The following is a 5,818-nucleotide window of genomic DNA, read 5'->3' as shown; positions in this document are numbered from 1 at the left end:
GCAGGGCGGTGGGTAACACCCACCCGGAGTGATCCGCGAGACAGTGCCACAGAGAACAGACCGCCGCGGTTCCGGCCGCGGCAAGGGTGAAACGGCGGTGTAAGAGACCACCGGGGTCGTGGTGACACGGCCCGCAAGGTAAACCTCGCCCGGAGCAAGGCCAGACAGAGGATGCTGACGCGGCTCGCCGAGTCCTCGGGTAGGCCGCTGGAGCGGCACGGCAACGTGTCGCCGAGAGAGATGACCGTCCACGGGGCTCACGCCCCCGGACAGAACCCGGCGTACAGGCCGGCCCATTCGCCCTCTCGGTGATCAGTCGAGTGCGAGTGCCGCGGCCCCGATGATCCCGGCGTTGTTGCGATGGATCGCCGGCACGATCGGCGTGTTCAGGTTCAGCAGCGGAAGGAACGAGTCGGCGTGCTTGGAGACGCCGCCGCCCACGATGAACAGGTCAGGGGTGAAAAGGAACTCGAGGTGGCTGTAGTAGTGCTGCAGCCGTTCCGACCACGCCTCCCAGTCGAGAGCGTCGCGCTCCATCGCCGAGTATGCGGCGTAAGCCTCGAAATCACTCGCGTGCTCGGCGCGCTGCAGGTGGCCGAGTTCCGAATTGGGGATGAGCACGCCGTTGTAGATCATGGCCGTGCCGATGCCGGTGCCGAGTGTCGTGAGGATCGTCAGACCCCGGACACTTCGCGCCGCACCGTACCGCATCTCGGCCACACCCGCGACATCGGCGTCGTTGGCGAAGTGGATGTCGCGTCCGAGCCCATCCTCGAAGAACTTCTCGGCTTCGAAGCCGACCCAGTTCTTGGAGACGTTCGCGGCCGACAGCGTGCGACCGGATTTGATGATCGCCGGGAATGCGACTCCGAGGGGGATCGCATCTTCGAGCACGTCGAGCTTCTCGAGCACTTGGAGGACCGCCGCGAGGACATCCTTCGGCTCGGCCCCCTGCGGTGTGGCGACCTTGACGCGGTCGCTGCGCAGCGTTCCGGTCGCGAGGTCGACGATGGCTGCCTTGATGCCGGTGCCGCCGATGTCCACGCCGACGGCGCGTGTGTTCTCCGATGCCATGGCCTCAGCCTATCCAGGAGCGCGCGGCCGGTCAGTAGGATCGAGCGAGTGGCCCCGTCGACAGGCTCGGGGATCGCGAGAGGAGCGGAAAGTGACCGGCGACAGCGAAAAGTACTGGTACAACCTCACGACCGGTGAGGTGGAGCACGGATTCGTGTCTGCGCACGTCGATCGCGCCGGACCCTTCGACTCGGCCGAAGAGGCCGCACGCGCTCCCGAGATCATCAAGGAACGCTCGCGTGCGTGGGCCGAGGAAGAGCATCGCGAGGACGGACCGGCGCCCGTCTCGGCCGCTGACACGCTCGAAACCGACGAGAACTGAACCCTGGCCGCAGCGGCCGGGACCGGAGGGGGATTTCGATGGACAAGCAGCGTGACTTCGTTCTGCGCACGATCGAGGAGCGGGGCGTCAAGTTCGTTCGGCTCTGGTTCACCGATGTCATCGGAACCCTGAAGTCGGTGGCGATCGCGCCGGCCGAGGTCGAGGGCGCGTTCAGCGAAGGTCTCGGCTTCGACGGATCGGCGATCGAGGGTCTGACGCGATCCTACGAGTCCGACCTGCTCGCCCACCCCGACCCGACCACGTTCCAGATTCTGCCCTGGCGGGGCGAGATCGACCCGACCGCGCGCATGTTCTGCGACATCACCACCCCGGACGGGCAGCCCGCCGTGGCCGATCCGCGTCATGTGCTGAAGCGCACGCTCGCCAAGGCGGCCGATGCCGGCTTCACGTTCTACACGCACCCCGAAATCGAGTTCTACCTCCTGAAGTCCTCGTCGTTCGGACCCGAGGGCCCCGAGCCAGTCGATTCGGCCGGCTACTTCGACAACGTTCCCGGGGGCACCGCGCACGACTTCCGCCGTCGCTCGGTGAGGATGCTCGAAGACCTCGGGATCTCGGTGGAGTTCAGCCACCACGAGGGCGGCCCCGGCCAGAACGAGATCGATCTGCGCTATGCGGACGCGCTGGCCACCGCCGACAACGTCATGACGTTCCGCACCGTGATCAAAGAGGTCGCGATCGAGCAGGGCGTGTACGCGACGTTCATGCCCAAGCCGCTCAGCGGCAAGCCCGGCAGCGGGATGCACACGCACATGTCGCTGTTCGAGGGCGATGTCAACGCGTTCTACGAGGAAGGCGCCACGTACCAGCTGTCCCGGACGGGCCGGCACTTCATCGCCGGTCTGCTGCGCCACGCCGGTGAGATCTCGGCCGTGACGAACCAGTTCGTCAACTCCTACAAGCGACTCTGGGGAGGCGACGAAGCGCCGAGCTTCATCACCTGGGGCCACAACAATCGGTCCGCTCTCGTGCGAGTGCCGATGTACAAGCCCAACAAGGGGCAGTCCTCGCGGGTGGAGTACAGAGCGCTCGATTCGGCCGCGAACCCTTACCTGGCATATGCGCTCATGCTGGCCGCCGGTCTGAAGGGCATCGAGGAGGGCTACGAGCTGCCTCCCGAGGCCGAAGACAACGTATGGTCGCTGACGGATGCCGAACGCCGCGCCCTCGGCTACGCGCCGCTCCCCGCGAGCCTCGATCACGCGCTGGAGTACATGGAGGAGTCCGAGCTGGTCGCCGAAACGCTCGGCGAGCAGGTCTTCAACTACGTGCTGCTCAACAAGCGCAAGGAGTGGCAGGAGTACCGCGCGCAGGTGACTCATTTCGAGCTGAAGAGCAACCTCGAGATTCTCTGAGCTCGCACCGCGAGACGATGTCCACCAGCGAACGATCGCAGTCACTCACCCATCTCGCGCGGATCGGGTTCAGCCGCCTCGCTGAGGCGGAAGCCGAACTCATCGAGCTGGAAGGGCTGCTGGGTCTGGAGCGCGATGCCCTGACCGGCCCCGCATCGCGTGCGGCGGACCCGGATGCGGCGCTGGCGGCCGTCACTCGCATCGCTCGCCGGGATGCGGTCTCCGTTCGCGCCCTTCACGCCGACGATTCGGGATGGCGCGCCCTCTGGGCGCTGCTGGGGATTTCGGCGGGTTTCGCCGACTTCTACCTCCGGCATCCCGGAGAGCTCGCTCATCTCGTCGGGGCAGGGGCTTCGGTGCCGTCGGCGGACGAACTGCGCGATGCCCTGCTCGCGTCGGTCGGCGCGGTGGACGGATTCGCCGCTGACGCGGGCGACTCGTCCTGGGTCGCCCTGCGTGTGCGTTACCGGCAGCTGCTCGCGGCGATTGCCGCGTACGACCTGATGAGCGCTTCTCCGTTGGACGAGGTTGCGCTCGTCGCAGCGCGGCTCGCAGACGCGGCCGGTGCTGCCCTGGAGGCCTCGCTGTGCGTTGCACGCACCCGCATATCGGCGGGGGGGTCGGGTGCAGGGCTCTTTCCTCGGGACCAGGTCGCCGGAACCCGGCTGGCCGTCATCGGAATGGGAAAGACGGGTGCGCGCGAGCTGAACTACGTCAGCGACGTCGATGTGATCTTCGTGGCGGGCGCCGACGATCCGCTGATCGAGACCGTCGGCGAGAGCCGGATCGTCGACATCGCGACACGCCTCGCCGTGCAGACCATGCGCGGCATCGACGGCGCGGAGATCGAGCCGCCGCTGTGGGAGGTCGACGCGAATCTGCGGCCCGAGGGCAAGCAGGGTGCGCTGGTCCGCACGCTCGAATCGCACTTGTCCTACTACGACCGGTGGGCCAAGAGCTGGGAGTTCCAGGCGCTCCTGAAAGCGCGGCCGATCGCAGGCGATGTCGAACTCGGCGAGGCATACGTGCGGGCCGTCCAGCCCAAGATCTGGACGAGCGCAGCGCGGGAGAACTTCGTCGACAGCGTGCAGCGCATGCGCGAGCGCGTGACGGAGCACATCCCCGCAGCCGAAGTGCCGTACCAGCTGAAGCTCGGCCCCGGCGGCATCCGCGACATCGAGTTCACCGTGCAGCTGCTCCAGCTCGTCCACGGCCTCACCGATGACCGCATCCACCAGCGCGGCACGCTGCCGGCGCTGGATGCGCTCGTCGAGCAGGGCTACATCGGCCGTGCCGAAGCGGCCACTTTCTCGCACGACTACCGCCTGCTTCGCCTCCTCGAGCATCGCATGCAGCTGAAGCACCTGCGCCGCACCCACCTCATGCCCTCGCGCCCCGAGGATCTGCGCGTGCTCGCGCGCGCGTCCGGCATCGCAGACTCCGGCGAGAAGGTCTGGCAGACGTGGGAGACGGTGAAGCGCGAAGTGCGCGACATCCACGTGCGTCTGTTCTATCGTCCGCTCCTGTCGGCGGTCGCGTCCCTTCCCGAGGAGGCGCGCTCGCTCTCACCCGCGCAGGCGCACGACCGGCTCGCGGCGATCGGCTTCACCGACCCCGTGGGTGCTTTGCGTCACATCGCAGCCCTGACGAGCGGCCTGAGCCGCGGGGCGACGATCCAGCGCCACCTCATGCCGGTCATGATCAGCTGGTTCGCAGACGGCGTCGATCCCGACTACGGCCTGCTCGCGTTCCGGCGCATCAGCGAGCGGCTCGGCAGCACGCCGTGGTTCCTGCGCATGCTGCGGGACTCATCGGGCGCCGCCGAGAGGCTCACCCGGGTGCTGTCCAGCTCGCGGTATGTCGGCGAGCTCATGGAGTGGATCCCGGAATCGGCCGCATGGCTCGACGATCCCGACCTCCTGCAGCCGCGCAGCGGTGTCGCCCTGCAGGAGGAGGCACGCGCGATCCAATCCCGCCACGTCACGATCGATGACGCGATGCGCGCGGTGCGTGGGCTGCGCCGCCGCGAGCTCCTGCGGATTGCGATGTCGGCCATTCTCGGCACATCGACGATCGAGGAGATGGCGACCGCGCTGACCACCGTCACCGAAGTGACGATCCAGGCGACGCTGCGCGCCGTGCGACGCGAGATCGTACCGCCGCAGGATGCCGCACTGGATTTCTCGGTGATCGCGATGGGCCGCTTCGGGGGAGGCGAGCTCGGCTTCGGATCGGATGCCGACGTGATGTACGTCTACCGACCCAACGGGGTGGACGCCCAGCGCGCGCACGAACTCTCGCTGCAGCTGGTGGCCGGGCTGCGAAAGCACTCCGAGGATCATCGCGTGCCGCTGGATCTGGACGCGGGCCTGCGACCCGAAGGGCGCAACGGCCCCGTCGCGCGTTCGCTGGCCGCCTATGGCGAGTACTACCGCCGATGGTCGTTGTCGTGGGAGGCACAGGCGCTCCTGCGCGCCCGCGGCGTCGCGGGCAGCGTGAAGCTCATCCGCGCATTCACCGAAATGGCCGACCAGGTGCGGTATCCGGCGTCCGTCGACCCGCAGGGACTGCGCGAGATCAAGCGGATCAAGGCGCGCGTCGAGAACGAGCGACTGCCGCAGGGCGCCGATCCCGCGCGTCACCTCAAGCTCGGCCCCGGCTCGCTCAGCGACGTCGAGTGGCTCGTGCAGCTGATGCAGCTCGAGCACGCCCACCGCATCGCGGGCATGCGGACCACATCGACGATGGCCGCGCTGCGGGCGGCTCAGTCCGCCGGGGTCATCGCCGATTCCTCGGCAGACCGGCTCGCCGAGGCCTGGCGCCTGGCGAGCCGCCTGCGTTCGGCCAATACGCTCCTTTCCGGGCAGACGAGCGACGTGCTCCCGACCGACCGCAAGAAGCTCGACGGCATCGGGCGGCTGCTCGGCTACCCGCCGCGATCGGCGACGCAGGTCGAGGAGGACTATCTGGGCACCACACGACGGGCGCGACGGGTGTTCGAGCGGCTCTTCTACGGTTGAGTGCACACGGGCCGAAGACGCAGAGG

General features: G+C 67.9%; 4 protein-coding genes and 1 other RNA gene. 4 read left to right on the top strand and 1 reads right to left on the bottom strand.

What is annotated here, in order from left to right:
* An RNA gene (gene rnpB / locus QZV84_RS01940) (RNase P RNA component class A) lies at positions 1–300 on the top strand; the annotation flags it as partial.
* Positions 301–312: 12 nt separating this feature from the next.
* On the opposite strand, the gene ppgK is transcribed toward rnpB, so the two are convergent.
* The gene (gene ppgK / locus QZV84_RS01935; RefSeq protein WP_292824521.1) at positions 313–1,074 is read right to left on the bottom strand and encodes a polyphosphate--glucose phosphotransferase; all 762 of its coding nucleotides are present in this window, start codon (positions 1,072–1,074) and stop codon (positions 313–315) included.
* A gap of 91 nt (positions 1,075–1,165) precedes the next feature.
* Here ppgK and QZV84_RS01930 point away from each other — a divergent pair, with 91 nt between their 5' ends.
* Genes QZV84_RS01930 through QZV84_RS01920 form a run of 3 tightly spaced genes read left to right on the top strand, consistent with a single transcriptional unit; the run spans position 1,166 to position 5,792 of the window.
* Positions 1,166–1,396, top strand: coding sequence for an SPOR domain-containing protein (locus QZV84_RS01930; protein ID WP_292824519.1), 231 nt, complete (start codon positions 1,166–1,168; stop codon positions 1,394–1,396).
* Between the two features lie 38 nt (positions 1,397–1,434).
* Positions 1,435–2,772 (top strand): type I glutamate--ammonia ligase, encoded by a 1,338-nt coding sequence (gene glnA, locus QZV84_RS01925; RefSeq protein ID WP_292824517.1) that lies wholly within the window; start codon positions 1,435–1,437, stop codon positions 2,770–2,772.
* A 17-nt stretch (positions 2,773–2,789) separates the two neighbouring features.
* Positions 2,790–5,792 carry a bifunctional [glutamine synthetase] adenylyltransferase/[glutamine synthetase]-adenylyl-L-tyrosine phosphorylase gene (locus QZV84_RS01920; protein ID WP_292824515.1) on the top strand — a complete coding sequence of 1,001 codons (3,003 nt, stop codon included), beginning with the start codon at positions 2,790–2,792 and terminating at the stop codon, positions 5,790–5,792.
* The last annotated feature ends 26 nt before the right edge of the window (positions 5,793–5,818 follow it).

The organism is Microbacterium sp. (assembly GCF_011620715.1).
GTDB lineage: Bacteria > Actinomycetota > Actinomycetes > Actinomycetales > Microbacteriaceae > Microbacterium.
The sequence above is the reverse complement of the archived record's forward strand: the minus strand, read 5'-3'. Positions and strand labels throughout refer to the sequence as shown.

Coding starts and splice junctions, on each gene's coding strand:
- glnA (WP_292824517.1), top strand. CDS start 1,435: ATGGACAAGCAGCGTGACTTCGTTCTGCGCACGATCGAGGAGCGGGGC.
- ppgK (WP_292824521.1), bottom strand. CDS start 1,074: ATGGCATCGGAGAACACACGCGCCGTCGGCGTGGACATCGGCGGCACC.
- QZV84_RS01920 (WP_292824515.1), top strand. CDS start 2,790: ATGTCCACCAGCGAACGATCGCAGTCACTCACCCATCTCGCGCGGATC.